At 65.1% G+C, this 26,760-nt stretch carries 20 protein-coding genes; 12 read left to right on the forward strand and 8 right to left on the reverse strand.

From position 1 onward, the window contains the following. Nucleotides 1–33 precede the first annotated feature (33 nt). Together ACZ9H4_RS08915 and ACZ9H4_RS08920 are read right to left on the reverse strand one after the other, a co-directional pair. On the reverse strand, nucleotides 34–522 hold the full coding sequence (locus ACZ9H4_RS08915; protein ID WP_121318223.1) for a PaaI family thioesterase: 489 nt from the start codon (nucleotides 520–522) through the stop codon (nucleotides 34–36). Between the two features lie 241 nt (nucleotides 523–763). After that, nucleotides 764–2,266 carry an aminotransferase-like domain-containing protein gene (locus tag ACZ9H4_RS08920; RefSeq protein WP_476118827.1) on the reverse strand — a complete coding sequence of 501 codons (1,503 nt, stop codon included), beginning with the start codon at nucleotides 2,264–2,266 and terminating at the stop codon, nucleotides 764–766. A 178-nt stretch (nucleotides 2,267–2,444) separates the two neighbouring features. On the opposite strand from ACZ9H4_RS08920, the gene ACZ9H4_RS08925 reads away from it, so the two are divergent. Continuing rightward, nucleotides 2,445–2,837 (forward strand): hypothetical protein, encoded by a 393-nt coding sequence (locus ACZ9H4_RS08925; protein ID WP_476118828.1) that lies wholly within the window; start codon nucleotides 2,445–2,447, stop codon nucleotides 2,835–2,837. Nucleotides 2,838–2,905: 68 nt separating this feature from the next. Then, nucleotides 2,906–3,427, forward strand: a complete 522-nt coding sequence (locus ACZ9H4_RS08930) for an LEA/WHy family protein (protein WP_408142362.1) — start codon at nucleotides 2,906–2,908, stop codon at nucleotides 3,425–3,427. 141 nt (nucleotides 3,428–3,568) lie between these two features. Here the strand turns inward: ACZ9H4_RS08930 and ACZ9H4_RS08935 are convergent, their stop codons facing one another. The 3 genes from ACZ9H4_RS08935 to ACZ9H4_RS08945 all read right to left on the reverse strand — a co-directional run bounded on the left by ACZ9H4_RS08935 (nucleotide 3,569) and on the right by ACZ9H4_RS08945 (nucleotide 8,978). Then, complete coding sequence (locus ACZ9H4_RS08935) at nucleotides 3,569–4,747, reverse strand: acetyl-CoA C-acyltransferase (protein WP_408152599.1); 1,179 nt, start codon at nucleotides 4,745–4,747, stop codon at nucleotides 3,569–3,571. Nucleotides 4,748–5,038: 291 nt separating this feature from the next. Further along, nucleotides 5,039–7,129: a 3-hydroxyacyl-CoA dehydrogenase NAD-binding domain-containing protein gene (locus tag ACZ9H4_RS08940; RefSeq protein ID WP_476118829.1), complete on the reverse strand. Its 2,091-nt coding sequence runs from the start codon at nucleotides 7,127–7,129 to the stop codon at nucleotides 5,039–5,041. Nucleotides 7,130–7,298: 169 nt separating this feature from the next. Next, nucleotides 7,299–8,978 carry a 3-(methylthio)propionyl-CoA ligase gene (locus tag ACZ9H4_RS08945; RefSeq protein WP_476118830.1) on the reverse strand — a complete coding sequence of 560 codons (1,680 nt, stop codon included), beginning with the start codon at nucleotides 8,976–8,978 and terminating at the stop codon, nucleotides 7,299–7,301. Between the two features lie 195 nt (nucleotides 8,979–9,173). Between ACZ9H4_RS08945 and ACZ9H4_RS08950 the strand changes: the two genes are divergently transcribed. The 5 genes from ACZ9H4_RS08950 (at nucleotide 9,174) to ACZ9H4_RS08970 (ending at nucleotide 13,134) form a co-directional block, all read left to right on the forward strand. Next, nucleotides 9,174–10,730, forward strand: a complete 1,557-nt coding sequence (locus ACZ9H4_RS08950) for a protein adenylyltransferase SelO (protein WP_408142370.1) — start codon at nucleotides 9,174–9,176, stop codon at nucleotides 10,728–10,730. Between the two features lie 73 nt (nucleotides 10,731–10,803). Then, entirely contained in the window at nucleotides 10,804–11,226 is a 423-nt protein-coding gene (gene msrB, locus ACZ9H4_RS08955; RefSeq protein ID WP_408324340.1) for a peptide-methionine (R)-S-oxide reductase MsrB, read from the forward strand. A 272-nt stretch (nucleotides 11,227–11,498) separates the two neighbouring features. Beyond that, on the forward strand, nucleotides 11,499–12,029 hold the full coding sequence (locus tag ACZ9H4_RS08960) for a septation protein A (RefSeq protein ID WP_121318237.1): 531 nt from the start codon (nucleotides 11,499–11,501) through the stop codon (nucleotides 12,027–12,029). Nucleotide 12,030: 1 nt separating this feature from the next. Further along, a complete protein-coding gene (locus ACZ9H4_RS08965; protein WP_121318239.1) occupies nucleotides 12,031–12,345 on the forward strand; it encodes a BolA family protein in 315 nt (104 codons plus the stop codon). Nucleotides 12,346–12,354: 9 nt separating this feature from the next. Then, nucleotides 12,355–13,134: a peptidylprolyl isomerase gene (locus tag ACZ9H4_RS08970; RefSeq protein ID WP_408142374.1), complete on the forward strand. Its 780-nt coding sequence runs from the start codon at nucleotides 12,355–12,357 to the stop codon at nucleotides 13,132–13,134. 131 nt (nucleotides 13,135–13,265) lie between these two features. Here the strand turns inward: ACZ9H4_RS08970 and purL are convergent, their stop codons facing one another. Continuing rightward, nucleotides 13,266–17,351 carry a phosphoribosylformylglycinamidine synthase gene (gene purL / locus ACZ9H4_RS08975; protein WP_476118831.1) on the reverse strand — a complete coding sequence of 1,362 codons (4,086 nt, stop codon included), beginning with the start codon at nucleotides 17,349–17,351 and terminating at the stop codon, nucleotides 13,266–13,268. Between the two features lie 293 nt (nucleotides 17,352–17,644). Here purL and ACZ9H4_RS08980 point away from each other — a divergent pair, with 293 nt between their 5' ends. The 3 genes from ACZ9H4_RS08980 (at nucleotide 17,645) to pgi (ending at nucleotide 22,590) form a co-directional block, all read left to right on the forward strand. After that, nucleotides 17,645–18,943, forward strand: coding sequence for an FAD-dependent oxidoreductase (locus ACZ9H4_RS08980; protein WP_476118832.1), 1,299 nt, complete (start codon nucleotides 17,645–17,647; stop codon nucleotides 18,941–18,943). 147 nt (nucleotides 18,944–19,090) lie between these two features. Then, nucleotides 19,091–20,683 (forward strand): NAD(P)H-hydrate dehydratase, encoded by a 1,593-nt coding sequence (locus tag ACZ9H4_RS08985; protein ID WP_476118834.1) that lies wholly within the window; start codon nucleotides 19,091–19,093, stop codon nucleotides 20,681–20,683. Nucleotides 20,684–20,967: 284 nt separating this feature from the next. After that, nucleotides 20,968–22,590, forward strand: coding sequence for a glucose-6-phosphate isomerase (gene pgi / locus ACZ9H4_RS08990; protein WP_476118835.1), 1,623 nt, complete (start codon nucleotides 20,968–20,970; stop codon nucleotides 22,588–22,590). 248 nt (nucleotides 22,591–22,838) lie between these two features. Here the strand turns inward: pgi and ACZ9H4_RS08995 are convergent, their stop codons facing one another. After that, on the reverse strand, nucleotides 22,839–23,525 hold the full coding sequence (locus tag ACZ9H4_RS08995; protein ID WP_476118836.1) for an ABC transporter ATP-binding protein: 687 nt from the start codon (nucleotides 23,523–23,525) through the stop codon (nucleotides 22,839–22,841). On the opposite strand from ACZ9H4_RS08995, the gene ACZ9H4_RS09000 reads away from it, so the two are divergent. Both ACZ9H4_RS09000 and ACZ9H4_RS09005 read left to right on the forward strand, forming a co-directional pair. Continuing rightward, entirely contained in the window at nucleotides 23,524–24,228 is a 705-nt protein-coding gene (locus ACZ9H4_RS09000; protein WP_476118837.1) for an arylesterase, read from the forward strand. The genes ACZ9H4_RS08995 and ACZ9H4_RS09000 overlap by 2 nt on opposite strands. Nucleotides 24,229–24,345: 117 nt before the next feature. Then, on the forward strand, nucleotides 24,346–24,684 hold the full coding sequence (locus ACZ9H4_RS09005) for a hypothetical protein (protein WP_408152593.1): 339 nt from the start codon (nucleotides 24,346–24,348) through the stop codon (nucleotides 24,682–24,684). 119 nt (nucleotides 24,685–24,803) lie between these two features. Here ACZ9H4_RS09005 and ACZ9H4_RS09010 read toward each other — a convergent pair whose 3' ends face one another. Then, nucleotides 24,804–26,741, reverse strand: a complete 1,938-nt coding sequence (locus ACZ9H4_RS09010; RefSeq protein WP_408142389.1) for a SurA N-terminal domain-containing protein — start codon at nucleotides 26,739–26,741, stop codon at nucleotides 24,804–24,806. Nucleotides 26,742–26,760 lie beyond the last annotated feature (19 nt).

Here is a 26,760-nt window from a genome sequence, read left to right on the forward strand (position 1 = left end):
ACCCGCTCGGCAGGCGCGCCGCGCAGCGGTGGTTCAGCCGTCGCTCGGGCCGGGTTTCGCCGACGGGTCGCTGCGCAAACGCTGTTGCGTCACGCCACGGCCGACCGCGAGGCGTCGCATGTATTTGAAGGTGCCGAGCGCCTTGGCGACGAAGTGGCCTTCGCTGTCGCGGATCTCGCCTTCGCAATAGGCCATCGTGGTCGAGCGGTGCAGCACGCGACCGGTCGCGCGCAACTCGCCCCGCCCCGGCTGCATGAAGTTGACCTTCATCTCGACGGTGACCACGCCGACGCCATCGCCGGCGAGACTGCGCGCGGCCATCGCGAGCGCGACGTCGGCGAGCGTCATCGTGACGCCGCCGTGCGCGACGTCCCACGTGTTCATGTGATCGGGCTGCAACGGCAGCACGACTTCGCTGACGCCATCGGCAGCGGACAACAACTGCGCGCCGAGACGATCGACGAACGGGCTTTCGGGCAACGTCGCGTTGCCGGCTTTCGGTGATGAGGATGAATCGGTCATTGCGTATTCAGGTTTCGTAGTCGGCGGAGTGCGGAGCGGGTTAGCTGCATCGTTGATTCTTGACATCGCAACATGATGGATCGCGGCCACACCCCGTTCGCCTCAGCTCGGTTCAATTCGATTCGAAGCGTCGGGCCGCGGCCTGACGTTCGTCGCACTGTCTGTCTTGCGTTTTGACGCATGACGTATGCGTTCGCGCGCATGCGCAACATGCGTGAGGCGCAGCGGGAAATGATACCCGCTATCGCTTCGACGCATGCGCCGCCATCCGTCCCGCCAATCTGCCTAACCTGCGCACCGCTTCGTCGGCCCGATCGAGATCCGTGCTCGGACAGCTGAGCCGGATGAAGTGATCGAAACGCCCCGCGTTCGAGAACACCGTCCCCGGCATCACGCGAATGCCGTCATCCAGTGCGGCCGCGAAGAAAGCCGCCGATGACACCTCGCGCGGCAACTCGATCCAGAAGAACAGGCCGCCGCGCGGCGGCGTGAAGCGCGTGCCGTCGGGAAACGACGCAGCCACCGCCGCGGCCATCCGTTCGCGCTGAAGCCGCAAGCCGTCGCGCAAGCGCCGCAGATGCCGCTCATACGCGCTCGTCTCCAGAAACCCGGCGAGCACGACCTGGGAAAGTTGCTCGTTGTGCCGCGACTGCGCGAACTTCAGCATGCCGATGCGCGGATGCCAACGCCCGCCATTGATCCAGCCGACCCGCATGCCCGGCGCGAGCGTCTTGTTGAACGACGTATAGTGGATCACGGTGCCGTCGGTGTCCCAGGCTTTCAGTGAGCGCGGCGGCGCAGCGGCATCGACGAGTTCGCGATACGGGTCGTCCTCGATCAGCGGAATGCCGGCACGCGCGCACAGTTCGACGAGGCTCGCCTTGTGCGCGTCGGGCATCACACTGCCGAGCGGATTCTGCAGGTTCGGCACGACCACCACCGCCTTGATGTCGGGATGTGTTTGCAGCGCGAACGCGAGCGCTTCGATCGCGAGGCCCGTGCTCGGGCTGGTCGGAATTTCGAGCGCGCGCAGGCCGAGGCTTTCGAGCGCCTGCAGCAACCCGAAAAAACACGGCGATTCGACCGCGACGGTATCGCCCGGCTGCGTCACCGCGCGCAACGCGAGGTTCACGGCTTCGATGCCGCCGTGCGTCATGATGATGTCGTCCGCGCCGATCTGGATACCTGCTTCGAGCGCACGCCGCGCGATGATCGCGCGCAACGCCGGGTCGCCCTGATCGGGACCGGCGGCGGTCAGCAGCGTAGGCCGCGCGCGCAACGCGCGCAGCGCGGCTTTCTGCAATGCGTCGGTCGGATAGAGGTCGGGCGACGCGGTCGCTCCGCCGAGATTGAGCGCCTGCGGATAGCGCTGGTAGGTCGACACGAGCGTGGAAATCGCCGAGTGAATGCCGACGAACTGCGCGGCGCCCGGCACGACCGCAGGATCGGGTTCGGCGGCGGCGGGCAACGCGGCCGCGGGTGGTAGGCGCACGAAATAGCCGGCGCGCGGCCGGGCATCGATCAGCGCGGCGCGCTCCAGCACACGATAACTCTCGGTGGCGGTCGCGAGGCTCACACCGTGCCTCTGCATGAACGCGCGCATCGACGGCATGCGATCGCCGGGGCGCAACACGCCATTGCCGATCGCGCGGCGGTATTGATCGGCCAGTTGCCGGTAAAGCGGCTGGCTGTTCGCGCACGGCTCACTCGACGGCTCCGGCCGGTTGAGGATGGATTCGGTCATGAGCCGATGGTGCGGACAGTTCGCGCGCCGCGACAGATACACCTTGGCCCGATTCGGACCAATACAGCATGCTGAAATGTTGCGCTGTATCGGTTCAGATTGTCGACGGCTGCGGCTGTTTTCACGTGGACGGACTCAATAAGCTGTGTGACATGAAAACGGTTTAAGGGACTCTGTCATGCATGCTCGTGAATCTCGCGCCGGTTTGCGCCGCCCCCCGGCCTTGTCTTTCGTGGCCGGTCAGGTGGCCGTGCAGGACCTGCGTGCCGGTAGTTCGATCGTGGCCGTCGAGGGCGATCTGCAACTCGATTTCCGCGATCGTTCGCTCGCCTGGCTGGGCGAGGCCGTCCCGCTCACGTCGATCACCTTGCTCGAAGGCGAGCGGTTTGTGACGCCGCAACGTGGCATGGTGTCGATCAGCGCCATGCGCGCACCCGGTGCGAGCCGCACAGACCCCGCCGCGTTCATCGTGTTGCCCCCGCATACCGCGACAGGCGTTCGTGACTGGCTTCGCCTGGCCGCTCGCCATCTGATCGAACTCGTCAGAACACGCTGGCGGCGCACTGCCTGACACGCCTCTGCGCACGCGACGCTGCCCGGTACAATGGATCACCAACCGCTTCATTCGAGGTGCCGGTCATGCCTTTCCTGTGCGCGCCGCTGTCCGGCCGTCTGTCCAGCCTTCGCGGCTTGTCCGCCCTCGTCGCCCTACTCATGATCGTCACGCTGACGCTCACCGGCTGCGCCGGGCTGTTCGGCGCCGATCCGTTGCGCGTCAGCGTGGCCGGCATCGAGCCGCTCGAGGGCCAAGGGCTGGAGATGCGCTTCAACGTCAAACTGCGCGTGCAGAATCCCAACGACTCGACGGTCAGCTTCAGCGGCGTGTCGCTCGATCTCGAAGTGAACGGCAAGTCGTTCGCGAGCGGCGTCAGCGACCAGGGCGGCACGGTGCCGCGCTTCGGCGAAACCATCGTCACCGTGCCGCTGACGGTGCCTGCGTTCGCCGCAGTTCGCCAGGCCTTCGCATTCGCCGGAGCCGCCGACTCGGGACAGATTCCGTACATCCTGCGCGGCAAGCTCGCGGGTGGCTTGACCGGTACGACACGATTCATCAGTCAGGGTACGTTGAGTCTGGCATCGCTCGGCGCGGCTTCGCGCTGATGCCGGCAATCGGTCCTGGCAAGCGGCTTCGACGAAGCGCGGATAGTAAGCGCGGCTAATACAGTCGGGGGGGGGCACAGGTTGGTCACGTCCGCGCCGTTATCGCCAACAGTTATCGGCAACAACGGCGCCCCCACCCCATCACACCACTTCGAACAGCCCCGCCGCGCCCTGCCCACCGCCGATACACATCGTCACGACGACCAGCTTCGCACCGCGCCGCTTGCCCTCGATCAACGCATGGCCGGTCAGCCGCGCGCCGGACACGCCGTACGGATGGCCAACCGCAATCGCGCCGCCGTTCACGTTCAGACGGTCCTGCGCAATGCCGAGCTTGTCCGCGCAATACAGCACCTGCACCGCGAACGCTTCGTTCAATTCCCACAGGTCGATGTCCTCGACCTTCAGACCCGCCTGCTTGAGCAGCTTCGGCACCGCGAACACCGGGCCGATGCCCATTTCGTCCGGCTCGCAACCGGCCACCGCGAAGCCACGGAAAATGCCGAGCGGCTGCAGGCCTTCGCGCTCCGCGACCTTCGCGTTCATCACGACGCAAGCGGACGCGCCGTCGGAGAACTGGCTTGCATTGCCGGCGGTAATCACGCCACCCGGCATCGCGGTGCGAATCTTCGACACACCTTCGAGCGTCGTGTCGGTGCGAATGCCTTCGTCACTGCTAACGGTCACTTCCTTCGTGAAGAGACGGCCGCTTGCCTTGTCGGCGACGCCGGCGAGCACCGTCAACGGCACGATCTCGTCCTTGAACCTGCCCGCTTCGAGCGCGGCTGCCGCACGTTGTTGCGAGCGCACGCCGTATTCGTCCTGACGTTCCTTCGAGATCGAATAGCGTTTCGCGACGTTCTCGGCGGTCTGCAGCATCGACCAGTAGATTTCCGGCTTGTTTTTGCTCAACCAGCCTTCGGCCATCATGTGGCGGTTCATCTCGTTCTGCACGCACGAGATCGACTCGACCCCGCCCGCGACGAACACGTCGCCTTCGCCGGCGATCACGCGTTGCGCGGCGAGCGCGATAGTTTGCAATCCCGACGAACAGAAACGGTTCACCGTCATGCCCGGCACGCTGACCGGCAAGCCGGCGCGCAGCGCGATCTGACGCGCGATGTTGCCGCCCGTCGCGCCTTCCGGATTCGCGCAGCCCATGATGACGTCTTCCACGCGCGCCGGGTCGAGCTTCGCGCGTTCGACGGCGGCCTGCGTCACGTGGCCGCCGAGCGTCGCGCCGTGCGTCATGTTGAAACCGCCGCGCCATGATTTGGCGAGGCCCGTGCGGGCGGTCGATACGATTACGGCGTCAGTCATGCTTGTCTCCTGTGTCGACCGGAGTCGGTGTTTTAGCGTGTCGATCCGGAGTGGGTGCTTTAGCGCCTACTCCGGTCCCATGCTTGAGCACTTACTCTGGTCTCGTGCGATTTTTGCGGTCGACCAGAGTTGGCGCTTCAGCACTTACTCCGATCTTGATGCAAGTTGGTCGTGCTTCCAGATGTCGATAGTGGCGCGCGGGCGCTTTCCCGTGCGCATCGCGCTACACGTGCAGCACCGCGCCACCTTAGTCGTTTGATTCGAGCAGCCTCGAAGGCTCGCTCAGCCTGCTCAGCCGTTGAACCCGCGCCCGTCGGCCGCCAGCTTCGCGATGCTCGGCGCGAGTTGCCACGCGTCACCATTCGGCCGCGCGGCATAACGGCGAATCGCGCGCTCCACGTTGTAGAGCCCGACCGTATCCGCGTACAGCATCGGGCCGCCGCGATGAAGCGGGAAACCGTAGCCGGTCAGATAGACCATGTCGATATCCGACGCCTTCGACGCGATGCCTTCTTCGAGAATCTTCGCGCCTTCGTTGACGAGCGCGAACACGAGGCGCTCGACGATTTCCTCGTCGCCGATCTTGCGGCGCTCGGCGTTGGTTTCCTTCGAGAACGCGCCGATCATTTCGTCGACCACCTTCGACGGATACGCAGTACGATCGCCCGCCTTGTAGTCGTACCAGCCGCCGCCGGTCTTCTGACCGAAGCGCCCCATCTCGCACAGACGGTCGGCGATCTTCGAGTAATGCATCTCCGGATGCTCCTGATAGCGGCGCTTGCGAATTGCCCAGCCGATGTCGTTGCCGGCCAGATCGCTCATGCGAAACGGGCCCATCGCGAAGCCGAACTTCTCGATGGCCTTATCCACTTGCGCGGGCAGCGCGCCTTCTTCGAGCATGAAGAGCGCCTGACGGATGTACTGCTCGATCATCCGGTTGCCGATGAAGCCGTCGCACACGCCCGACACCACCGCCGTCTTTTTGATCTTCTTCGCGAGCTTCATCACGGTGGCGAGCACGTCTTTCGCGGTGTCCTTGCCGCGCACCACTTCGAGCAGCTTCATCACGTTGGCCGGGCTGAAGAAGTGCATGCCGACCACGTCCTGCGGACGCTTCGTGAACGCGGCGATCTTGTCGACGTCGAGCGTCGACGTATTCGACGCGAGGATCGCGCCGCGTTTGGCGACTTCGTCGAGACGCGTGAACACCTGCTCTTTCACGCCGAGCTCTTCGAACACGGCCTCGACGATCAGATCCGCGTGCTTCAGGTCGTCATAGGACAGCGTGGGCGTGATCAGCGCCATGCGCTGTTCGAGCGCTTCGGGCTTGAGCTTGCCATTCTTCAGGGAGGTTTCGTAGTTCTTGCGGATCGTCGCGACGCCGCGCTCGAGCGCTTCCTGTTTCGTTTCCAGCAGCGTGACCGGAATGCCTGCGTTGATGAAGTTCATCGCGATACCGCCGCCCATCGTGCCCGCGCCGATCACGCCAACCTTGCCGATGTCGCGCACCGGCGTATCGGCGGGCACGTCGGGAATCTTGCTGGCCGCGCGTTCGCCGAAGAACGCATGACGCAGCGCGTGGCTTTCCGGCGTCTGCACCAGCGCGACGAAGCATTCGCGCTCGAATGCGAGGCCCTTGTCGAAACCGTTCTGCAGGCCCGCTTCCACCGCGTCGATGCATTTGTGCGGCGCCGGGAAGTTCTTCGCGATCGCCGCGACGCTATTGCGTGCGAACTGGATGAAGCCAGCCGCGTTCGGATGCTCGATCTTGCGATCACGCACTTTCGGATGCGGGCCCGTCTTCGCGCCGACCTTGCGGGCAAATGTGAGCGCCGCTGCCGGCAGATCGTCCTGGCTCGCGACGACTTCGTCGAACAGCCCCGAGTCGGCCAGCTTCTCCGACAACACCGGCGCGCCGGACACGATCATGTTCAACGACGCTTCGAGGCCGATCGCGCGCGGCAGACGCTGCGTGCCGCCCGCGCCCGGCAGGATGCCGAGCTTCACTTCCGGCAGCGCGATCTGCGCGCCGGGCGCGGCGATGCGGTAATGCGCGCCGAGCGCCAGTTCCAGCCCGCCACCCATCGCGACGCTGTGAATGGCCGCGACCACCGGCTTCGCGCTGCCTTCGACGATCCGGATGACGGTGGCGAGCGTCGGCTCCTGGGTGGCCTTCGGGGTGTTGAATTCGGTGATGTCGGCGCCGCCCGAGAAGGCCTTGCCCGCACCCGTCAGCACGATGGCCTTGACAGCCGGATCGTTCTGCGCGCGCTCGATGCCGTCGGCGATGCCCGCTCGCGTCGAGAGGCCGAGGCCATTCACCGGAGGATTGTTCAGCGTGATGACGGCCACGCCGTCATGAGTTGTGTAGTCCACTGCCATCTGCCTGCCTCCATGCGATCCATGCAATGAGGCGGCGCCTTGCGCGCCGCCTGTCCGGTTTTGCGAGCCGCCGAATGTTCAATTCATGTCCGGCTCATTGTCCCTCTTTCAACCGATTGTTTCCGGGTCTGCAGGCAGGATACACAGAAAAGCACGATCGTTCAATTTATCAGGGTGCGGGGTTTCCCCTGGTAAGCGGGCAGTTCGCTTCGTCGGCGAGCGCGGACGGCAGCACGTGGTCGCGGAAAATGTCGCGCAGCTTCAGCTTTTGCAGCTTGCCGGTGGCGGTGTGCGGCAGTTCGTCGACGAACGCCACGTCGTCGGGAATCCACCATTTGGCGACCTTGCCTTCGTAGAACGCGAGCAGTTCCTCGCGCGTGAGCTCGAAACCCGCGCGCTTGACCACTACCAGCAACGGACGCTCGGTCCAGCGCGGATGCGCACACGCGATGCACGCCGCTTCCGCCACCGCCGGATGCGCAATCGCGACGTTCTCAAGGTCGATCGAACTGATCCATTCGCCGCCGGATTTGATGACATCCTTCGAGCGGTCGGTGATGTGCAGGAAGCTGTCGCGGTCGATGGTGGCGACGTCGCCGGTCGGAAACCAACCGTCCACGAGCGGCGAGTCGTCCTTGCGGAAGTAACGGTCGATCACCCACGGCCCGCGCACGTGCAGATCGCCGAACGCGACGCCGTCCCACGGCAATTCGCGCCCGTCTTCGCCGACGATCTTCATGTCGACGCCATACATCACATGGCCTTGCTTTTCGAGCAACGCACGCTGCTCGGCGAGCGGCCGCTGGCTCTGCTCCCACGTCAGTTTCGAGAGGGTGCCGAGCGGCGACATCTCGGTCATGCCCCACGCATGGATCACCTGCACGCCGTAGTCGTCCTCGAACGTGCGCAGCATCGCGGGCGGACACGCGGAGCCGCCGATCACCGTGCGTTGCAGCGACGAGAACTTCACGCCCGCCTCGCGCATGTAGTTCAGCAAGCCGAGCCACACGGTCGGCACGCCCGCCGAATAGGTGACGCGCTCGCTCTCCATGAGTTCATAAAGCGACTTGCCGTCGAGGTCCTTGCCGGGCAATACCAGCTTCGCGCCGGTCAGCGGCGCGGCGTGCGGAATGCCCCAGGCGTTCACATGGAACATCGGCACGACCGGCAGCACCGCGTCGCGCGCGGACAGGCCCATCGCATCGGGCAACGATGCGCCGAACGCATGCAGCACCGTCGAGCGGTGCGAATACAGCGCGCCTTTCGGATTGCCGGTGGTGCCGGACGTATAGCAAAGGTACGAGGCCTGACGCTCGTCGATAGCCGGCCATTCGAAGTCGCCGTCCTGCGCGCTCACCAGCGTTTCGTAGCTGAGCGTGGGCGTTTGCATGGCCGGCAGATGTGCCGTGTCGGCGAGCGCGATCCAGTCGCGCACTTTCGGGCATTGCGGCGCGAGCACGTCGACGAGCGGCGCGAACGTGGTGTCGAACAGCACGTAGGCGTCGTCGGCGTGATTGATGATGTAGGCGATCTGATCCGGGAACAGGCGCGGGTTGATCGTGTGGCACACGGCGCCGAAGCCGGTCGTGCCGTAATACGCTTCCAGATGCCGGTAGCCGTTCCACGCGAGGGTCGCGACGCGCTCGCCGGGCTCGACGCCCAACGCGATCAGCGCCTGCGCGAGCTGCTTCGCACGCTTCTCGCAATCGCGATAGGTGTAGCGGTGCAGATCGCCTTCGATGCGCCGCGAGACGATCTCGGTGCTGCCGAAATGCCGCGCGGCATGCGCGAGCAGCGAGGACACAGTGAGCGGCACATCCATCATCTGGCCCAGCAGCGGCGTCGTCATAAAGTGTGGTCTCCTCGGCTTGTCTGTTTCGATCGGATGGGGTCCGGGAGCCGTTGGGGCGCAATGGCGCGCTTCTCCATGCGCCGCCGGCAAATCCGCACGACCGGCGAAAGATGGATGCAGCATCGTTCAACAGCCGGCCAGCAGCTCCGCGGGCGCGGACTTACAATATCGGTTAATCCAGAGGCGCTCAATATGTCGTTTTCCCCAAGCATTGCAGGGTTATCCGAAGCTTTAACGGCTTTTTCCAACGCTCTTCTCAGCTCCCCCGAAAGCGCGTTCGCGCGGCTCGGCAGCACGTTCCTGACGCGTCTGCCCGCCGCGCCGCTCAACGCGCCGTACATGGTCGGCTTCTCCGGCGAGACCGCCGCGCTGCTCGGTCTCGCGCCCGACCTTCAGAACGATCCGGGCTTCGTCGAGCTGTTCTCCGGCAACGTCACGCGCGAGTGGCCGGCCGATACGCTGCCTTATGCCTCGGTGTATTCGGGGCATCAGTTCGGCGTGTGGGCGGGCCAGCTCGGCGACGGCCGCGCGCTGGGTCTCGGCGAAATCGAACACGACGGCCAGCGCTTCGAATTGCAGTTGAAGGGCGCGGGACGCACGCCCTATTCACGCATGGGCGACGGCCGCGCCGTGTTGCGTTCGTCGATCCGCGAGTATCTGTGTTCGGAAGCGATGCATCACCTCGGCATTCCGACCACGCGCGCGCTGTGCGTGATCGGCTCCGATCAGCCGGTGCGGCGCGAGAGCGTCGAAACCGCCGCGGTGGTCACGCGCGTCGCACCGAGCTTCGTGCGCTTCGGCCACTTCGAGCATTTCTATTCGAACGATCGCACCGACGCGCTGCGCGCGCTCGCCGATCACGTGATCGAGCGTTTCTATCCGCATTGCCGCGACGCCGACGATCCCTATCTCGCGCTGCTCAACGAAGCGGTGCTCTCCTCCGCCGACCTGATGGTCGAGTGGCAGGCGGTCGGCTTCTGTCACGGCGTGATGAACACGGACAACATGTCGATCCTCGGCCTGACGATCGACTACGGCCCGTTCGGTTTCATGGACGGCTTCGACGCCGGCTACATCTGCAATCATTCCGATACGCAAGGCCGTTACGCGTACAAAATGCAGCCGCAAATCGCCTACTGGAACCTGTTCTGCCTCGCGCAAGGTTTGCTGCCTCTGCTCGGCGAACAGCACGACGAAAGCGTGCGCGGCGACAAGGCGATCGAAGACGCGCAGCGAGTGCTCGGCGGTTTCAAGGAGCGCTTCGCACCGGCGCTGGAGCGGCGTATGCGCGCGAAGCTGGGCCTCGACATCGAGCGCGACGGCGACGACACGCTGGTCAATCGTCTGTTCGAAGTCATGCACGCGAACCGCGCCGATTTCACGCTGACCTTCCGCCATCTCGCGCGCGTGTCGAAACACGACGCGAGCGGCGACGCGCCGGTACGCGACCTGTTTCTCGATCGCGCCGCGTTCGACGCGTGGGCGAACGACTATCGCGCGCGGCTGTCCCATGAAACACGCGACGACGCCGCGCGCGCCATTGCAATGAACCGTGTGAACCCCAAATTCGTACTTCGCAATCACCTGGCGGAAACGGCGATCCGCCGCGCGAAAGAGAAAGATTTTTCCGAAGTGGAGCGTCTGGCGGCGGTGCTGCGCCGCCCGTTCGACGAACAGCCCGAGCACGAAGCGTATGCGGGCTTGCCGCCGGACTGGGCGAGCTCGCTGGAAGTGAGCTGCTCCTCGTGACGCACCAGACCGGACCGAAACCGTTCGCCTTCACCGTGCATCCCCAAAACAAGCCCGAGACAGGAACCCGACCATGAACCAGCCCGACGACCTCCACACCGACGTGCCCGCCGTGCAGAAAGACGACGCCGAGTGGCGCCAGCAGCTCTCCGACATCGAATATCAGGTGACGCGCCACGCGGCCACCGAGCGCCCCTTTACGGGCCGCTATCACGATCACTGGGATCGCGGCATCTACGATTGCGTGTGCTGCGGTACGCCGCTGTTCGAATCGGACACCAAGTTCGACGCCGGCTGCGGCTGGCCGAGCTACTTCAAGCCGATCAACGGCGAGGTGATCGCCGAGAAGACCGACCGCTCGCACGGCATGCTGCGCATTGAGGTGCAATGCAAGAACTGCGGCGCGCATCTGGGCCACGTGTTCGAAGACGGCCCCGCGCCGACGGGTCTGCGCTACTGCATCAATTCGGCTGCGTTACAATTCGAGCCCAAGTAAAGCGCAGCGGCGCGGAGTCTGGTGCGTTGCCGGCCGGCGTGGCCGGCAGGATTCGAGCCGCCTGCGCGAGGCCGTTGATCGGCTCCGGCCCGCGCACCGCCACCTTGGCGCTGCGGGTCTGCCGCTTACGGCCTGGCAAGAAGCCGCCTGTCAGCCAGCTTGCCATGACGCCCATGGCAAATTGGCGCGGCGGCTTTCCGGCCGCTTACACACCACCGGGCGCTTCGCCGCGCTCTCACCTTAGACTCACTCTCCGTATTGCCGACCAGATAATGAAATTCCTGTTCGATCTGTTCCCGATCATCCTGTTCTTCGTCGCCTTCAAGATCTGGGGCATTTTCACGGCGACGGCAGTGGCGATCGTCGCCACGCTGGTGCAGATCGCGTGGGTGGCCTTCCGCCACCGCAAGGTCGATCCGATGTTGTGGGTGAGCCTCGGCGTCGTCACCGTATTCGGCGGCGCCACGCTCGTGCTGCACAACGACACCTTCATCAAGTGGAAGCCGACCGTGCTGTACTGGGCGTTTTCCGTCGCGCTGATCGTCTCGCAACTGGGCTTCAACAAGAACCTGATCGAGGCGATGATGGGCAAGCAGATCACGCTGCCCCACGCGATCTGGGGCAAGCTGAACATCATCTGGGCGGTGTTCTTCGTGCTGCTCGGACTCGTCAATCTGTTCGTCGCGTATCACTACACGACCGACCAATGGGTCAATTTCAAGCTGTTCGGCGCAACCGGCTGCCTGCTGGTGTTCATCGTCGGGCAGAGTTTGTGGCTGTCGAAGTACATGAAGGAAGAATGACATGACGAGCGATGTGTTCATGCACGCCACCACCGCCGAGCGCGCCGCGCTGATCGAAGCGCGCCTCACGGCCGCGCTCGCGCCGGTCGAATCGATCCGCATCACCGACGACAGCGCGCAGCACGCGGGCCACGCCGGCGCATCCGCCGGCGGTCATTTCAGTGTCACGATCGTGGCGGCCGCATTTGCCGGCAAGGCCCGCGTGGCGCGGCATCGCATGGTGTATGATGCGCTGGCCGATGCCATGCAGCGCGGCATTCATGCCCTTGCCATCACGGCGTATACGCCCGAAGAATTTGCTTTGTTGCCCCGCTAGGAACTTCCGATGACCTTGAAGAAAACCCGCCTTTGGGTATTGCTGGCTGCATTTGCAGCCGCACCTGCATTTGCACAGAACATCGCTGTCGTCAACGGCACGCCGATTCCGAAAGCGCGCGCCGATGCGCTGATCGATCAACTGGTTCATCAAGGCCAGCAAAACACGCCGCAACTGCAAATGGCCGTGCGTGAAGAGCTGGTGAACCGCGAAATCCTGATGCAGGAAGCGCTGCGCCGCGGCCTGCCGAATCGTCCGGACGTCAAGGCGCAAATCGCCGTCGCGCAACAGACCGTCGTGCTGCGCGCGCTGATCGAAGACTTCGTGAAGAACAACCAGCCGACCGACGCCGAAGTCACCGCGCGCTACAACGCGCTGATCAAGGATGCGGGCGGCAAGGAATATCACCTGCACCACATCCTCGTCGACAACGAGCAGCAGGCGAAGGACCTGATCGCGAAGATCAAGGGCGGCGCAAGCTTCGAAGAACTCGCAAAGCAATACTCGAAGGACCCGGGATCGGGCAAGAACGGCGGCGACCTCGACTGGTCGGATCCGAAGGCCTACGTGCCTGAATTCGCGGCAGCGGCCACGCATCTGCAGAAAGGCCAGATGACCGACACGCCGGTGCGCACGCAATTCGGCTGGCACATCATCCGTGTCGACGACGTGCGTGCTATCACGCCGCCGCCGCTGGAGCAGGTGCGTGCGCAGATCGTCCAGCAGATCCAGCAGGAAAAGCTGCAAGCGTTCGAAGAAGGTTTGCGCAAGAACGCGAAGATTCAGTAACGGGTTGTCGAGTCACCGCTTCTTCGTTTGAAGTTTGAATGCAAAAAAGCCGCCTGTTGGGCGGCTTTTTTTGTTTGCTGCGGGGGTAAGGCACAACAAGGCCGCCGCCCGAAGCGGCGGCCCTGCCCCAATCAACCCAGCCAGCGACGCGCGTTCTGGAACACGCGCAGCCACGGGCTCGCGTCCGTGCCGTTCTCGCCCCAGCCTTCCGGATGCCAGCTCATCTGCACGGCACGATGCACGCGCTCGGTGTGCGGCATCAGCACGGTGAAGCGGCCATCCGCGGTCGTGACCGACGTGATGCCGTCCGGCGAACCGTTCGGATTGAACGGATATTGCTCGGTCGCCTGACCACGGTGATCGACATAACGCATCGCCACCGCCACCTTCGATGCATCGCCCTGCTGCGAGAAATCCGCGTAGCCTTCGCCGTGCGCAACCGCCACCGGAATGCGCGAGCCTTCCATGCCGGCGAAAAAGATCGACGGCGAAGCCTGGACTTCGACCAGCGAGAAGCGCGCTTCGAATTTCTCCGACTTGTTGCGCGTGAACTTCGGCCACGCTTCGGCGCCGGGGATCATCGACGCAAGGCTGCTCATCATCTGACAGCCGTTGCAGATGCCGAGCGCGAACGTGTCTTCGCGGCCGAAGAACGCGGCGAACATGTCGGCCAGTTGCGCGTTGAAGCGGATCGCTTTCGCCCAGCCTTCGCCGGCGCCGAGCGTATCGCCGTACGAGAAGCCGCCGCACGCCACCGCGCCGGCGAAGTCCGCCAGGTTCGCGCGGCCCGCGAGCAGATCGCTCATGTGTACGTCGTGCGCGTCGAAGCCGGCGCGGTCGAACGCATAGGCCGTTTCGAGGTGCGAGTTGACGCCCTGCTCGCGCAGGATCGCAACACGCGGACGCGCGCTCTTGCCCACGAAAGGCGCAGCGACATCTTCAGCCGGATCGAAGCTCAGCACCGGCGTGATGCCCGGATCGGCCGCGTCCAGCAGCGCGTCGTATTCGGCATCGGCGCAAGCCGGGTTGTCGCGCAGACGAGCGATGCGCCAGCTCACTTCGCTCCACGTGCGATGCAGTTCGGTGCGCGATGCTTCGTAGATCTTCTTCGCGTCGCGGTAGATTTCGATCGCGTCGCGCTCGTTGAGCTTGCCGATCACATGCGAGCACGCCGACAGGCCGTGCTCGCGCAACGCGCCGAGCACCGCGTCGCGGTCCGCCGCACGCACCTGGATCACGCCGCCGAGTTCTTCGTTGAAGAGCGCGCGAATCGTGCGGTCTTCACGACGGCCGCTGGTCTGTTTCGCCCAGTCTTTCGCGTCGCCGTAATCGGATTCGTGATGCGGATCGAGCACGAGCATGTCCACATTCAGCGACACGCCGACGTGACCCGCAAACGCCATTTCGCAGACCGTCGCCCACAGGCCGCCGTCCGAACGGTCGTGGTAAGCGAGCAGTTTGCCGTCGCCGTTCAGTGCCTGAATCACGTTGAAGAAGCGCTTCAGGTCTTCCGGGTCGTCGACGTCCGGCACCGTGTCGCCGACCTGCTGCGTCACTTGCGCGAGGATACTGCCGCCGAGGCGATGCTTGCCGCGGCCGAGGTCGATCGCGATCAGCACGGAGTCGCCTGCATCGCTGATGCGGCGCAGTTGCGGCGTGAGGTGCTTGCGCACGTCTGCGACCGGCGCGAACGCCGAGATGATCAGCGAGACCGGCGCGACCACTTCCTTCGCGACACCGCGGTCTTCCCACTTCGTGCGCATCGACAGCGAATCCTTGCCGACCGGAATGCTGATGCCGAGCGCGGGGCACAGTTCCATGCCGATCGCCTTGACCGTGTCGTAGAGCGCGGCGTCTTCGCCCGGCGCGCCGCACGCGGCCATCCAGTTCGCCGACAGCTTCAGCTTGTCGAGCGACGCGATCGGCGCCGCCACGATGTTGGTGATCGCCTCGCCGACCGCCATACGGCCCGACGCGGGCGCATTGATGACGGCGAGCGGCGTGCGCTCGGCCATCGTCATCGCTTCGCCGCTAAAGCCCGCATAGTCCATCGTCGTGATCGCGACGTCGGCCACCGGCACCTGCCACGGGCCGACCATCTGATCGCGCGCGGTCGTGCCGCCCACCGAGCGGTCGCCGATCGTGATCAGGAACGACTTGCTCGCGACCGTCGGATGACGCAGCACGCTGGCCGCCACATCCGGCAACGCGATGCCGGTGACATCGACCGGTTCGAGCTTCTGCTCGACGCGTTTGACGTCGCGGTGCATGCGCGGCGCCTTGCCGAGCAATACTTCCATCGGCATGTCGACCGGCTGGTGCGCGGCGGCGTCGTTCAGTTCGGCGTCGATCAGCTTCAGCTGACGTTCGGCGGTGGCCGTGCCGATCACCGCGAACGGGCAGCGCTCGCGCTGGCACATTGCTTCGAAGGCCGGCAGATCGGCCGGCGCGATCGCCAGCACGTAGCGTTCTTGCGCTTCGTTCGACCAGATTTCGCGCGGCGACAAACCGCTTTCTTCCAGCTGGATCTTGCGCAGTTCGAACAGCGCACCCTTGCCCGCGCCGTCCACCACTTCCGGGAACGCGTTCGACAAACCGCCCGCGCCGACGTCGTGAATGCTCAGGATCGGATTCTTGTCGCCAAGCTGCCAGCACGCGTTGATCACTTCCTGCGCACGGCGTTCGATTTCCGGGTTGCCGCGCTGCACCGAGTCGAAGTCGAGTTCGGCGGTGTTGGTGCCGGTCGCCATCGAGCTGGCGGCGCCGCCGCCCATGCCGATGCGCATGCCCGGGCCGCCGATCTGGATCAGCAGCGACCCTTCCGGCAGATCGTGCTTGTGCGTGTGCTGGTCCGAGATATTGCCGATGCCGCCGGCGATCATGATGGGCTTGTGATAGCCGCGCACCAGACCCGCGACGTTCTGCTCATAAGCGCGGAAATAACCGCCGAGGTTCGGCCGGCCGAACTCGTTGTTGAACGCGGCGCCGCCGAGCGGGCCGTCGATCATGATCTGCAGCGGCGACGCGATGCGGTCGGGGCGGCCATACGCTTCGTGCTGGTCGTCCGGATTGCGGTGCGCGAGCGGCTGCGCGGCGTCGCGTGCGTTTTCCCATGCCTCGACGCCGTCCGGCAAGGCCAGGTTCGACACCGTGAAGCCCGCCAGACCCGCCTTCGGACGCGCGCCGCGGCCGGTCGCGCCTTCATCGCGGATTTCACCGCCCGCGCCGGTCGCGGCGCCCGGGAACGGCGAGATCGCGGTCGGGTGATTGTGCGTCTCCACCTTCATCAGCGTGTGCGTGAGTTCGACGCTGCGACGATAGTGCTCCGGCAATCCGTTCGCGCCGAGGTCGGCCGGCGTGCGCGGGAACCAGCGCTCGGCCATGCCGCCCGCCATGATCGCCGAGTTGTCCGAATACGCGACGATCGTGCCTTGCGGGTTCAGCTTCTCGGTGTTGCGGATCATGTTGAACAGCGAGATGTCCTGCTTCTCGCCGTCGATGGTCCAGTCCGCGTTGAAAATCTTGTGGCGGCAGTGTTCGCTGTTGGCCTGCGCGAACATCATCAGTTCGACGTCGGTCGGGTTACGGCCGAGCTTCGTGAACGCGTCGACGAGATAATCGATTTCGTCGTCGGCGAGCGCGAGGCCCAGTTCCGTGTTCGCCGCTTCCAGCGCGCCACGGCCGTGGCCGAGCACGTCGACGGTTTGCAGCGGCTTGGCCGGCAGTTCGTCGAACAGATGCAGCGCGTGCTCGCGCGAGCTCGACACGCTCTCGGTCATGCGGTCGTGCAGCGCCGCGGCGACGGCCGCGCGCGCTTCGTCGGAGAGCGCTTTCTTGCCGCCCAGCAGGCCGCTTTTCAGCGTGACCGTGTACTCGACACCGCGCTCGATGCGGCGCACCTGCGTGAGGCCGCACAGGTGGGCGATGTCGGTGGCCTTGCTGGCCCACGGCGACACCGTGCCGAAACGCGGCACCACGAGGAAGGTTTCGACGGCGCCGCGCTCCTTGCTTTCTTCGAGCGGATCGCCGTAGTGCATCAGCGCGTCGACTTTCGCGCTGTCTTCAGCGGACAGAGGGGTCTGGGCATTGACGAAATGCAGATACTGCCCGCGCACGCCGGTGATATTCGGGTCGATGCGCGTGAGCGTTTCGAGCAGGCGGGTTTGACGGAAATCGGAAAGGGCCGAAGCGCCGGGGAAACACGAGAAGTGGGCCATGGACTTGACGTTGCGTCGCTCAATGATGCCGAGAAGCCGCGCATGCAGGCGACGTGAGGCGGAAAGGAAGTCCGGGATTATACCCCGGGAACGGGCTTCCAGCGGGCTTCGCGGTGCGCTTTCGGTCCGCGCGCGCGATGCGCTGCGCGTGGCCGCAGCGGTGCTTTGACTGCTATCATTCGCCCTTTCACCAGATCGGCGCGAGCCGCCCGAGCCATGCCGGGCCGCGCCGCATGCCACGCTCAACGGGAATGCGCCGCTTCGGCGCCCCCTTCGGCAATTCGAATCAAAACATGGATGTCATCGTCATTGGCGGCGGGATAGCGGGCGTCGCCACCGCTTATTACCTGCGCGCGGCCGGCCACCGCGTGTGTGTCGTCGAGCGCCACGCCACCGTCGCGCAGGGCGCGACCTACGGGCACGGCGGCACCGTTCTGCCGACCCCGCTCGACGTCTGGTTCGGCCCGACCTTTCTCGCGAGCCGTCAGAACGCGAAAAACGGCGTCGTCAACAAGATCGGCTTCAACGGCGCGGCGCGTCAGTTCGTCAAGCAGCTCGGCGCATTGCAGGAGCCGGAGGCGTTCGCCCGCCAGTTCGGGCGGCTGCGGCCGCTGATCGAGGCGTCGCGCGACGCGCTCGCGGACGTCGAAGCGCGCTTCGGGCTCGAATTCGAACAGGCGAGCGGACTGCTTCATCTGGTGCGCAGCGAGCACGAATGGGAGCAGACCCAGCCCGCGCTCGACCTGCTGCGCCAGTACGAGGTGCCGCACCACGTGCTGACGCCGGACGAATGCGCCGCCTACGAGCACTCCGTGCGCACGGAGCCGGAATTCGCAGGCGGCGTGCTGTTCGATCAGGAGCGCACGGCCAACAGCCCGCTGTTCACCAAGCTCCTCAAGCAGACCCTCGACGCGCAAGGCGGCGTGCAGTTCATGCACGGCTGCGAAGTTTCGGCAATCCGTCTCGAGGGCCAGCGCGCCGCGGTGGAACTGGCGCCGCGCGCGGGTACGGCCCCGCGTTCGCGCGAAGTCGACGTGATTCATGCCGACGCGGTCGTGGTAGCCGCCGGTTACGGCAGCCTCGCGCTGCTCGAGCGCCTCGGCCTGCGGCTGCCGTTGCATCCGCTGCGGCTGCACACGCTGGTGGCGCCGATCGCGCACGAGGAATGCGCGCCGCACGTGGCGATCGTCGACGCGGTCAAGCGGATCGGCATCAGCCGCATGAATCACCGGCTGCGCATCGCCGGGGGCGCGGTGCTGCAAGCCGCCGGCCAGATCGACAAGCCGCTCGGCGAAGCCGTGACCAAGGAAGCGCTGGCGCTGCTCGGCCAGGCGACCCACGACTGGATTCCCGGCGCCGCGCGCATTTCGGCGGCCCTGCCGTGGGAAGGCGTCAAACTGCTGTCGCCGGATGGCTTGCCGGTGATCGGCAACGCGCTGCACCCGCGTCTGTTCGTCAATGTCGGCCACGGCCCGTCGGGCTGGGGACTCGCATGCGGAGCGGGCAAACTGGTCGCCGACCTGCTGTCGGGCCAGACGCCGGAGCTTTCCGCCGACACGCTGGCCGCGCTGCGCGCCGACCGCTTCCAGTAAATCCCCTGCTTTCGATCTGCGATGTCAGGCCCGCTCGCGAGCGGGCCCGTTATTGCAGGTCGGGCCGCGCGCGGCGCGCGTATCGGCACTAACATAGCGATTCCCTGGTTTTCCCGCCCGGCGGCGCAAGCCACGCCGGGTTTCGCCATGACAGACGCCGAAAACACGCCGCCGACGCTCATCACCCCACACCAGCGCGCGCTGCCCCTGCTGACGCTGACCGATCTGCGGGTCGCGGAAGCGCAGGCCGCCGCGGGGCTGCCGGCGCACACGCTGATGGCGCGCGCCGGCCAGTCGGCCGCGAGCTTCCTGCGCGAGCAGATCACCCGCGACACGTCGATCGAAAAATCGAAGCAGCGCGTCTGGCTGATCGCCGGCCCAGGCAACAACGGCGGCGACGCGCTGGTCCTCGCGACCGCGCTGCACGAGGCCGGCATCGCGGTGGAGGTATGCATGCCGGTCGAAGTGAAACCGGACGACGCCCGCTGGGCGCTCGCCACGGCTCGCGCCGCCGGCGTGCCGATCTCGACGGCGCCGCCCGCTTCGCTCGACGGCTATCGCTGGCTCGTGGACGGCATGTTCGGCATTGGCCTCACGCGGCCACTCGACGGCGTGTTCGCGAGCGTCGCCCGGCAATTGTCGCAACGCGCGAAGGCCCGCCCGAGGAAAGGCGGCGTGCTCGCGCTGGACATCCCCAGCGGCCTCGACAGCGACACCGGCACGGTCGTCGCCGATGGCAAGGACGGCGCCGCCGTCCACGCCACCCACACGATTACCTTCATTGCCGCGAAGCCGGGCCTGTTCACCGCGCAAGGCCGCGACCTTGCCGGGGCCGTGACGCTCGCGCCGATCGGCGTCGACAGCCTCGAGCGCACGGCCGTGCAACTGAGCGCGCCCGAGCTGTTCGGCGCGTTCCTGCCGCCGCGCGATTTCGCCACCAACAAGGGCACTTTCGGCAGCCTCGCGGTGGTCGGCGGCGACACCGGCATGTGCGGCGCCCCGATCCTCGCGGCGCGCGCGGCGCTCTACAGCGGCGCGGGCAAGGTGCACGTCGCGCTGCTCGGCGCAGGCGCCCCGCCCTACGATCCGCCGCATCCCGAACTCATGCTGCATGCGCTCGACGATCTGCCGCTCGACAAGATGGATGCGCTCGCCGTCGGCTGCGGCATGGGGCATCGCGAGCGCGCGACGCAGGTGATGCACGACGTGCTGCAGCTCGACGTGCCGAAGCTGTTCGATGCGGACGCACTGAACCTGATCGCCAAAGATCCCGCGCTCGCCGCCGAAGTGACCGCGCGCGGCGTGCAAGGCGACCCATGCATCCTCACGCCGCATCCGCTGGAAGCGGCGCGTCTGCTCGGCAGCGACGCGCCAGGTGTGCAACGCGACCGGCTCGGCGCCGCACGTGCGCTGGCCGCGCGCTTCGCGAGCGTCGTGGTGCTGAAAGGCATCGGCACGATCATTGCCGCACCGGACGGCCGCCTCGCGATCAACCCGACGGGCAACGCCGCGCTCGCGACGGGCGGCACCGGCGACGTGCTCGGCGGCATCATCGGCGCGCTGCTCGCGCAGCATCTGCCGCGCTACGAAGCGGCGCTGGCGGGCGTCTACCTGCACGGCCTCGCCGCCGACACGCTCAGCGCGCAAGGCCACGGGCCGGCCGGCTTGACGGCGGGTGAACTCGCGCCGATGGTGCGCACGTTGCTCAACCGTCTGTTCTATCCGCCTGCCGATATGTGAACTCGCGAAACGCGGCGTCCCAACTTGTGCGCGGCAATGCCAAACCGATGCAGCCTGTCACGCAACGCCGCTATACTGATTAACTGCGCCGCGCGTCGGGTCGATCGCGGGTGGCGGCGAAACTTCAACGGCTGGGCCCGCGTTGTTTGACGGCTCGTCGAGGCTTCGCCGGCACCCGTGGACGAACCCGGGCGGGTGGCATCGCTCTAACAGCATCGTTGCATCATCCTCGGCAGCGCTTCATGCGCGCGCCTTTCTTCGTGCCCCTTGGTTAGACGGACGCTATGACCCAGAACTCGCTCCCCTCCTGGTCCTCGCTGCAAACGCATTACGAGAAGATTCGCGATGCACACATGCGCGACTGGTTCGCCCCCGAGAACGACCCTGCCCCTACCCGAGCCGAACGCTTCACGTTCGCAGGCGGCGGTCTCGCGGCCGATTTCTCGAAGCACCGCATCACCACCGACACCCTGCAACTGCTCGTGCAACTCGCCCGCGAAGCCGGCGTCGAAAAGCGCCGCGACGCGATGTTCGCGGGCGACGTGGTCAATCCGACCGAAGGCCGCGCCGCGCTGCACACCGCGTTGCGCGCCACCGATCCAAAAGCGCCGTTCTTCGCCGAAGTCCAGGCCGAGCGCGCCAAAATGGCCGCGTTCGCCGACCAGGTGCGCAGCGGCGCATGGACCGGCTACACCGGCAAGCGGATTCGCTATGTCGTGAACATCGGCATCGGCGGCTCGGACCTCGGGCCGAAGATGGTCGTGCACGCGCTGCATCATCTCGCTTCGCCGGAGATCACCACGCACTTCGTGTCGAACGTCGACGGCGCGGATCTGTACAACGTGATGCAGCAGATCGATCCCGAAGAGACGCTCGCCATCATCGTCTCGAAGACCTTCACGACGCTCGAAACCATGACCAACGCGCGCTCGCTGCGCGACTGGTTCGTCGAGAAAGGCTGCCCGGAAAGCGCGCTCGCGAAACACTTCGTCGGCGTGTCGGCGAACCCCGCGGAAGTGGTCAAGTTCGGCATCGCGAAAGAGAACGTGTTCGAGATGTGGGACTGGGTCGGCGGACGTTATTCGCTGTGGTCGGCGGTGGGTCTGTCGATCATGATCGCGGTCGGCCCGCAGCAGTTCGGCGAACTGCTCGCCGGTGCCAACGAGATGGACCAGCATTTCCGCGACGCGCCGCTCGAAAAGAACCTCCCGGTGCTGCTCGGCATGATCGGCATCTGGTATCGCAACTTCTTCGGCTCGCAAAGCTATCTGGTCGCGCCGTATTCGGAAGCGCTGCATTTCCTGCCGTCGTATTTGCAGCAACTGGAGATGGAGAGCAACGGCAAGTCCGCGCGGCTCGATGGCGCAATGGTCGACTACCCGACTTCCGCCGTGACGTGGGGCGAACCGGGTACGAATGGCCAGCATGCGTTCTTCCAGATGCTGCATCAAGGGCCGACCATCGTCCCGATCGACTTCATCGCGGTGCTGACGCCGGAGCATCCGCTCGCGAGCCATCACCCGAAGCTGCTTGCCAACTGCTTTGCGCAGAGCGAGGCGCTGATGCTCGGCCGCACGCTGGAAGAAGCGAGGAAAGTGGCCGGCCCGGACAAGCCGGAACTCGCGCCGCACCTGGTGTTTCCAGGCAACCGGCCGACCGCTACGTTGCTCGTCGACGCGCTCACCGCGCGTTCGCTCGGCGCGTTGATCGCGCTGTACGAGCACAAGGTGCTGGTGCAGGCGTCGGTGTGGAACATCAATCCGTTCGATCAATGGGGCGTCGAACTGGGCAAGATTCTCGGCAAGGTGGTCGAGGCCGATCTGACCGCGGCGAGCGTGGATGAGAAGAAGCATGACTCGTCGACGTCGGCGTTGATCGCGCGGGCGCGGGCTGCCTTGAAGCGGTGAGCGGTGAGTTGGAGCGGCGCGTGCTCGGGGGAGTCATTCGGTGATTGCTTCGATGCGCGCGTCGGTAAGTAGCTCGTTGAGCGCGATTGGGTGCTTCTACAGGTTGGCCGCATATTGGCCGCATGTTGCTCTATCGCGCTCGGCTGCCCGCCAAAAGCCGCAATGAAAAAAAGCGGGCCATTGCGGCCCGCTTCTGCTTTTATATCGAAGCGCGCGCCTGGATCATCCACACTCGCGAGCGTACTCGTTCACGCAAGCCGCCCTGCTTCGATCGTCACAGTCGTATCGCAACGTCGCGCCAGCTCGACGTCGTGCGTGACGAGAATCAGTGTGGCGCCATTCGCGCGGTTCATCTCGAACATCAGATCGATCACCGCATGGCCGGTCGCGGCGTCAAGACTGCCTGTCGGCTCGTCGGCGAACAGGATGGCGGGATGCGTGACGAACGCCCGCGCCAACGCGACGCGCTGCTGCTCGCCACCCGACAGAAGCTTCGGATAATGACCGGTGCGCTGCCCGAGTCCCACCTGCTCCAGCAGACCACGCGCCCGCGCCGCGGCCTCGCGTGTGCCGATGCCGCCCTGCAGTTCGAGCGGCAACGTGACGTTCTCGAGCGCCGTCAAATGCGGCATCAGTTGAAACGACTGGAACACGAAGCCGACCGAGCCGCTGCGCAACGCGGCCCGTTCGTCTTCGGTCAATTCGGTGAGCTCGCGGCCCAGCAACCGAACCGAGCCCGAACTCGCGCTGTCCAATCCCGCGAGCAAGCCGAGCAGCGTAGACTTGCCCGATCCGGATGCACCGACGATCGCTACACTGCTGCCGGCAGCGATAGCAAGATCGATGTCGTCGAGAATCGTCAGTTCGCCCGTTGCATCCTTAACTTTCTTGCACAAACCCCGCACTTCAATGACTGGATCAGTTTTGTTTAGCATGGTGAAGCGTAGGTTGAAAGTGCTCGCCATCGCCCCGCGCGCCACGGCGCTGACTACGGCATTCGGCTCGGCCGTCGTGGCCGCCACCCTGTTTTCGATGCCCCTGCCGGTTCACGCCGCCAACGCGCCGGACCCGGCCAGACCGGTGATCGTCGTGCTCGGCGACAGCATCTCCGCCGAGTACGGCTTGCCCCGCGACACCGGCTGGGTTGCATTGATGCGCCAGCGCCTCACCGACGAGCGAATCGATTATAGCGTCGCCAATGCGAGCATTAGCGGCGACACCACGAGCGGCGGGCGGGCCCGCTTGCCGGCGCTGATGCAGCGTTTGAAGCCGAGCATCGTGATCGTCGAACTCGGCGCCAACGACGCGTTGCGCGGCGTGCCGCTCTCCACCACCGAAGACAACCTGCGCACGATCATCGAACAGGCTCAGCAGGGCCATGCGAAAGTGGTGCTGGTGGGCATGTATGTCCCGCCCAATTACGGCCCGGACTACACGCAAAAGTTCCATGGACTATATGGTGAGCTGTCGAAGCAATTGCGCGTGCCGCTGGTGCCTTTCCTGCTCGCAGGCATTGCCGACAAGCCCGAGATGTTCCAGGCGGATCAGATTCATCCGACGCAGCAGGCACAGCCAGTGCTACTGAACAACGTGTGGCCGACTGTTAAGCCACTTCTTCGCACAAGTTCGCCGCGCTGACAAGCTGGCTAACAACTTGTTTCTAGAACTTTGGGAACACGGATCGGTAAAGGTCGCTCAGACACTTTCGTATCCCGTGTAATCCAGCTCGAATCTGAGCGCCTCTGAGGAGATAACGTGAAATACTTACCGTTAATCGCTTTGACCGTGGCAATCTCTGCCTGCGCCGCTCAACCGCCTGCTGGCGTTCAATCCGTCGGTCAAAGCCAGCAACCGCCGAAGGCCGTGGCCAGTTGCATCGCGCAGAAGTGGGCCGACGCCTCGCAGCAGCAGGTCGTTTCGCAAAACACGCTGGCGAACGATCAGGCGATGGACGTCTATGTTCCCGGTCAACAGCCGCCTAACGGCGCAGCCGCCGTGGTACGTCCGTCGTACAGCGGCCCGGGTACGTGGGTCGGCTTCCGCGGCAACGCTGCGGGCAGTCAGGCCACGGGTGCGATCAGCGGTTGCCTCTAACGCGCCGCTACTTACGGTGTGATGGGCATCGTGCCCGTCAAATGAAAAAGCCCCGCAATTGCGGGGCTTTTTCTATTTGCGCGCCGTGTTCCGCGCGCAAGCTGTATGGCTTTTCAGGCTTACTCGTCGCTCTGCTGGGCGTTGCTGCTGTCGAGCGAGCCGTAGAACTTCACCTTCGAGCGGGCCCGCAGTGCCTCGACATAGGCCTCGGCTTCAGACTGCGCATCGACCTGCGCAATCTGCTGCTGCGCGGCGGCCAAACGCTGCGGATCGATCGGTGCACCCGCCGCTACAGCATTCACGCGATAGATCGCATAGCCGTCGTCACCGAGGTCCACACCGACGTAAGCTGGCAATTTTTGCGCATCCGCCTTGTAGATTGCGCTCAATGCGGCCGGCGGCACGCCTTGCGCATCGTTGCGCGAGACCTTCAGCGTCGACGAGAAACCAGCGGTGGATTTCGACTTCTCGAACTCAGCCAGCTTCGCCGCGCCGTCCTTATGCGCGGCTTCGTTCGACTGCACCGCGATCACCTTCTGACGCACGGCATCCTTGACGGCGTCGAACGCCGGCACGGCCGCCGGCTTGTAGTCGGTGACGCGCGCAGCGATCAGCGTATTGCCGCCGACGTCGATTGCCTGCGTGTTGTTACGCTGGACCGCCGCGTCGTTCGCGAACACTGCGGTGAGGAACTTCGCATTGTTCAGCGGGCTGTCGGGCGGCAGCTTCGGATCCGGTTGCGGCGTCACCGTCGCGGTCTGCAGTTGCAGCTTGTACTTGTCGGCGGCCGGCTGCAGGCTCTTTGCCTTTTCATACACGAGCGACGTGAAGCCTTCCGAAGCATCGCTGAAGGCCTTGCTTGCCAACTGCGTCTTCAGATCCTTCGCGATCTGATCTTTCACTTCGTCGAACGGCTTCGTGACCGCCGGCTTCACGTCCGTCACCTTGACGATGTGAAAGCCGAAGTCGGTCTGCACGATGCCGCTGACTTCGTCCTTCTTCAGCGCGAACACGGCGTCGTCGAACGCCTGGCCACCGGCGATCATGCCGCGGCTGAAGTAACCCAGATCACCACCTTTCGACGCCGAACCCGGGTCCTGCGAATTCGCCTGCGCGATCTGCGCGAACTGGTCCGGATGCGCCTTGATCTGCGCGAGCAACGCTTCGGCCTTCTGCTTCGCCTTCGCCTTGTCGGCCGTGCTCGCGTCTTTCGGCGCCGAGATCAGAATGTGGCTCGCACGCACTTCGCCTTCGGTGCGGAAGTGCGCGACGTTGTCATCGTAGTACTTCTTCAGATCGGCGTCGCTCGGCTGGAGGGACGCGCCCAGGCTTGCCGGCGACATCACCAGGTACTGGATCGTCGCGGTGGCCGGCGTCGCGAAGTCGTTGCGATGCGCGTCGTAGTAGGCCTGCAGTTGCGCGTCGGTGGGCTGCACCTTTGCCGCATAGTCACGCGGATGGAACGCGATGCCCTGCACTTCACGCTGCTGTTCGGCAAGCTCGGTCAGATGCTGCGCGAGCGTCTTCGACGTGAACGCGCTGCCTTGAATGCTCGCCGGCAACTGCTGCATCGCGAGGCCGTAGCGCACACGTTCGTCGTATTGATCGGGCGTCATGCCCTGCATCGCGAGCAACTGCTTGTAACGGTCGACATCGATCGAACCGTCAGGATTCTTGAGCGACGAAATCACCGGATCGTTGAGCAGCACGCGGCGCACTGCGTCGTCGGATGCGGTCAAATGCAGGCGCTGCGTCTCATCGGCCAGCACGCGCTGCTCGATCAGACCGTCGAGCATCTGGCGACGGCGCTCCGGCGTATCGAACGACTTCATGTCGAACTGCGCGCCGAGCATCTGACGGGCGCGGTCGAGTTGCTGACGCGTCGCGTCGTCGTACTCTGCGCGGGTGATCTTGTGACCGTTGACGCTCGCGACGTTTGCACTTTCGTCAAAAAAGCCGCGGAAGCCCTGAATACCCACAAAACCCAACCCCGGCACAATGACGAGGATGAGCATGAACATCATCAGGCGTTTGTGATTGCGGAAAAAATCGAGCATGCGAAAGGAGTGCCAAAAA

This window comes from Paraburkholderia sp. TE9906 (assembly GCF_056279605.1).

Excerpts from the sequence above, each read along its gene's own strand:
- ACZ9H4_RS08995 (WP_476118836.1), bottom strand. The coding sequence starts at position 23,525 with ATGCTAAACAAAACTGATCCAGTCATTGAAGTGCGGGGTTTGTGCAAG.
- ACZ9H4_RS08935 (WP_408152599.1), bottom strand. The coding sequence starts at position 4,747 with ATGACTGACGCCGTAATCGTATCGACCGCCCGCACGGGCCTCGCCAAA.
- ACZ9H4_RS08980 (WP_476118832.1), top strand. The coding sequence starts at position 17,645 with ATGGATGTCATCGTCATTGGCGGCGGGATAGCGGGCGTCGCCACCGCT.
- ACZ9H4_RS08985 (WP_476118834.1), top strand. The coding sequence starts at position 19,091 with ATGACAGACGCCGAAAACACGCCGCCGACGCTCATCACCCCACACCAG.
- ACZ9H4_RS09000 (WP_476118837.1), top strand. The coding sequence starts at position 23,524 with ATGGTGAAGCGTAGGTTGAAAGTGCTCGCCATCGCCCCGCGCGCCACG.
- ACZ9H4_RS08930 (WP_408142362.1), top strand. The coding sequence starts at position 2,906 with ATGCCTTTCCTGTGCGCGCCGCTGTCCGGCCGTCTGTCCAGCCTTCGC.
- ACZ9H4_RS08960 (WP_121318237.1), top strand. The coding sequence starts at position 11,499 with ATGAAATTCCTGTTCGATCTGTTCCCGATCATCCTGTTCTTCGTCGCC.
- ACZ9H4_RS09010 (WP_408142389.1), bottom strand. The coding sequence starts at position 26,741 with ATGCTCGATTTTTTCCGCAATCACAAACGCCTGATGATGTTCATGCTC.
- msrB (WP_408324340.1), top strand. The coding sequence starts at position 10,804 with ATGAACCAGCCCGACGACCTCCACACCGACGTGCCCGCCGTGCAGAAA.
- pgi (WP_476118835.1), top strand. The coding sequence starts at position 20,968 with ATGACCCAGAACTCGCTCCCCTCCTGGTCCTCGCTGCAAACGCATTAC.
- purL (WP_476118831.1), bottom strand. The coding sequence starts at position 17,351 with ATGGCCCACTTCTCGTGTTTCCCCGGCGCTTCGGCCCTTTCCGATTTC.
- ACZ9H4_RS08945 (WP_476118830.1), bottom strand. The coding sequence starts at position 8,978 with ATGACGACGCCGCTGCTGGGCCAGATGATGGATGTGCCGCTCACTGTG.
- ACZ9H4_RS08940 (WP_476118829.1), bottom strand. The coding sequence starts at position 7,129 with ATGGCAGTGGACTACACAACTCATGACGGCGTGGCCGTCATCACGCTG.
- ACZ9H4_RS08965 (WP_121318239.1), top strand. The coding sequence starts at position 12,031 with ATGACGAGCGATGTGTTCATGCACGCCACCACCGCCGAGCGCGCCGCG.
- ACZ9H4_RS08915 (WP_121318223.1), bottom strand. The coding sequence starts at position 522 with ATGACCGATTCATCCTCATCACCGAAAGCCGGCAACGCGACGTTGCCC.
- ACZ9H4_RS08950 (WP_408142370.1), top strand. The coding sequence starts at position 9,174 with ATGTCGTTTTCCCCAAGCATTGCAGGGTTATCCGAAGCTTTAACGGCT.
- ACZ9H4_RS08970 (WP_408142374.1), top strand. The coding sequence starts at position 12,355 with ATGACCTTGAAGAAAACCCGCCTTTGGGTATTGCTGGCTGCATTTGCA.
- ACZ9H4_RS08920 (WP_476118827.1), bottom strand. The coding sequence starts at position 2,266 with ATGACCGAATCCATCCTCAACCGGCCGGAGCCGTCGAGTGAGCCGTGC.
- ACZ9H4_RS08925 (WP_476118828.1), top strand. The coding sequence starts at position 2,445 with ATGCATGCTCGTGAATCTCGCGCCGGTTTGCGCCGCCCCCCGGCCTTG.